General features: G+C 68.3%; 2 protein-coding genes. One reads left to right on the top strand and one right to left on the bottom strand.

Annotated elements, in window-relative coordinates; genetic code table 11:
• Window positions 1–497: 497 nt before the first annotated feature.
• Window positions 498–2,048, top strand: coding sequence for a pectate lyase (locus tag FL311_RS42485; protein ID WP_141333304.1), 1,551 nt, complete (start codon window positions 498–500; stop codon window positions 2,046–2,048).
• A gap of 192 nt (window positions 2,049–2,240) precedes the next feature.
• On the opposite strand, the gene FL311_RS42480 is transcribed toward FL311_RS42485, so the two are convergent.
• Window positions 2,241–2,748 (bottom strand): zinc-binding dehydrogenase (locus FL311_RS42480; protein WP_141333302.1); only part of this gene is annotated, 508 nt, incomplete at its 5' end.

Below are 2,748 nucleotides of genomic sequence, written 5' to 3'. Positions count from 1 at the left end.
CACAGCCGGTCGAACGCACCCTCATCCGCAGAGGGCAAGTACCCGAATGGACCTCTTCCCACGCGACCTCCTCCTTGAACGCGGTCGCGGCAGTATGATCCTTCTCCCCCTTAACTGATCGGCATTGCCCCTAGCCCGAGGTCGAAGGCGCCCCTAACCAGACGAAGCGCCCTTCTTGCGCCTGGTCATTGAATGGACAAACCAAGAATTGCCGTCGAGCGCCGTAAACCACTCACACAGTCGTCTGTCAATGACTCCTCACGGGGCGCCCTCTGGCACATCCTCTTTTCACCCCAAATGCAAACATCCACCTCGACAGAGGGGCGTCACGCCAGACCCAGCCTCATGATTGCGATTACCGCGTCGGCGCAAATCCTCACAGGCGCATCGATTCCGCGATGACCACAGGGTCGAGGTCCATGCCCGCTTCCTCATCCTCGGGTGCGGCCGCCCCCAGCCACTACCCCGTCCCCTGTCAGAGGCTGTAAGCACGCCCCATGAGAAACCACGCCAGCCTCCTGCTCCTGCCGCTCCTCTCGCTGTTCGCCTGCGCTCCGACGGAGGGCCCGCCGGACGGTGAACCCCAGACGGGTGAGGCGCCCCAGTCCGCCGTGACGCCGCTGCGCGCGAAGGCGCTCGGGCGCATGCGCAACGCGGCGAAGTACTTCCACGACAATGTCGCGCGGCACGGCGGCTACGCGTGGCACCACAACGCCAGCAACCTGAGCGAGCGCTGGGGGGACATCCAGCTCGACGAAGAGCAGATCATGATTCAGTCCCCCGGCACGTCCGACGTCGCCATCGCCTTCGTCGAGGCCGCCCTCGCGGACCCCGCCACCCCCGCGCTCAAGACCTACGCGCTGGACACGGCGATGGCGCTGCGTCACGGACAGGTGAAGTCAGGAGGCTGGCGCCTCTACGCCGACTTCAAGCCGACGCCGACGCTGCGGGCCTGCTACCTCAACACCACGGCGAGCTGTGGCTGCGGCGGCTGCTCCACCACCGTCTACGACGACCAGGTCACCCAGAACGCCCTCATCGCGATGATGCGCGTGGACCAGCTCCTGGCGTTCGCCAACGCGGACATCTCCAGCGCCTCGGCGTACGCCCGCGCGCGGATGGAGACCTCGCAGTACCCCACCCACGGCGGCTTTCCCCAGGGGTTCTCCGCCCCCGTCGCCGCCCGGCCCGCGCTGGTGGCGAGCTACCCTCCGTCCATCGGGACCTCGTGCGGCCTGGCCCAGTGCCACGCGAATGCGTACACCACCGAGTACTGGGATGACCCGACGCTGAACGACAACCTCGCGACCGCCTTCGTCGAGATGCTGTACTGGGCCCAGGAGGTCTACCCGGCCCGGGCCGCGACGTATCAGTCCATGCGCGCCGCCTTCGGCGACTTCCTGCGCCGGGCCCAGATGCCCCCGCCCCAGCCCGCCTGGGCACAGCAGTACGACGGCCAGATGCAGCCCCGCTGGGCGCGCAGCTGGGAGGCCCCCGCCATCGCCGGCCAGGAGAGCCAGGACGTCATGTGGGCCCTGCTTCGCCTCTACCAGCTCGACCCCAGCGTCCCCGCGAACCGCGATGCCGTCGCCACCGCCCTCGCCTACCTGGAGACGGTCGACTTCGCCAACGACACGCTCATCCACCGCTACATCGAGCTCGATGACACGGCCCCGTCCAACATCGGCTTCTACACCGTGAAGGCCGGTGGCTATCCGGTCCGCTTCTCCTCGGCGGCGCCCACCTACCAGAACTACGCCTGGGAGGTCCCATCGCAGCTCGCCGCCCTCCGTGCCGAGTACACCCGGCTGGCGACCGACACCACCGTGATGAAGCGCTCGTGCCAGCAGCTGCGCTACGACACGGCGCAGGCCGTCGACGCCGCCGTCAACAACGAGAAGTGGCTCACGACCTACAGCCCGGGTGGACCTCGCAGCGGCGCCACGCCCGGCGACTACCTCGACACGAGCACCTTCGTCCGGAACCTGCGCACCCTCGCCGAGTTCGTCACGCGCACCACGACCGACTGCACGGCATGGAATTACTGATGCATCCCTGATACCACTCGGCGGGCCCGGATTCCGGGCCCTGCCCGGAATCTTTCCAGCCCTGGAATCTTCATGGGACGTCGTCGTTCGGAGGCAGGCACCAGGCCGACGAATGGACCCGCATCGTCGGCGAACCGCGGGACCGGGGCGCTCGGGTCCCCGAGGACGGCCGCTACGTCTTCCCCGTCAAGCTCATCCCTCGCTGACGCGCACCACGAGCTTGCCGACGTTCTTCCCCTGGAGCATCCCGATGAACGCCCCCGGTGCGTTCTCCAACCCGTCCACGGTGTCCTCGAGCAGCTTCACGCGGCCCTCGGCCACCCACGCGTCCATGTCCCGGCGGAAGGCGTCGTAGCGCGCGCCGTAGTGGTCCAGGATGATGAAGCCCTGCGCGCGGACGCGCTTGGTCTGGAAGACGGACATCACCTTCGGCAGCAGGTTCGGACCGGGCGGCGGCGCGTCCTCGTTGTAGCTGGCGATGGTCCCGCACAACGGCACGCGCGCGTGGTGGTTGAGCAGCGGCACCACCGCCTCGAACACCTCACCGCCCACGTTCTCGAAGTAGACGTCGATGCCCCGCGGGCAGGCAGCGGCCAGACGCTCGGCCAGCTTCGGCTCGCGCCGGTCCAGGCACACGTCGAAGCCCAGCACCTCCACCGCGTAGCGGCACTTGTCCGCCCCGCCCGCGATGCCCACCACC

The sequence above is a fragment of the Myxococcus sp. AB025B genome (assembly GCF_006518215.1).
Lineage (GTDB): Bacteria > Myxococcota > Myxococcia > Myxococcales > Myxococcaceae > Myxococcus > Myxococcus fulvus.
Note: the sequence above shows the minus strand (reverse complement) of the source record. Positions and strands in the feature narration are given on the sequence as shown.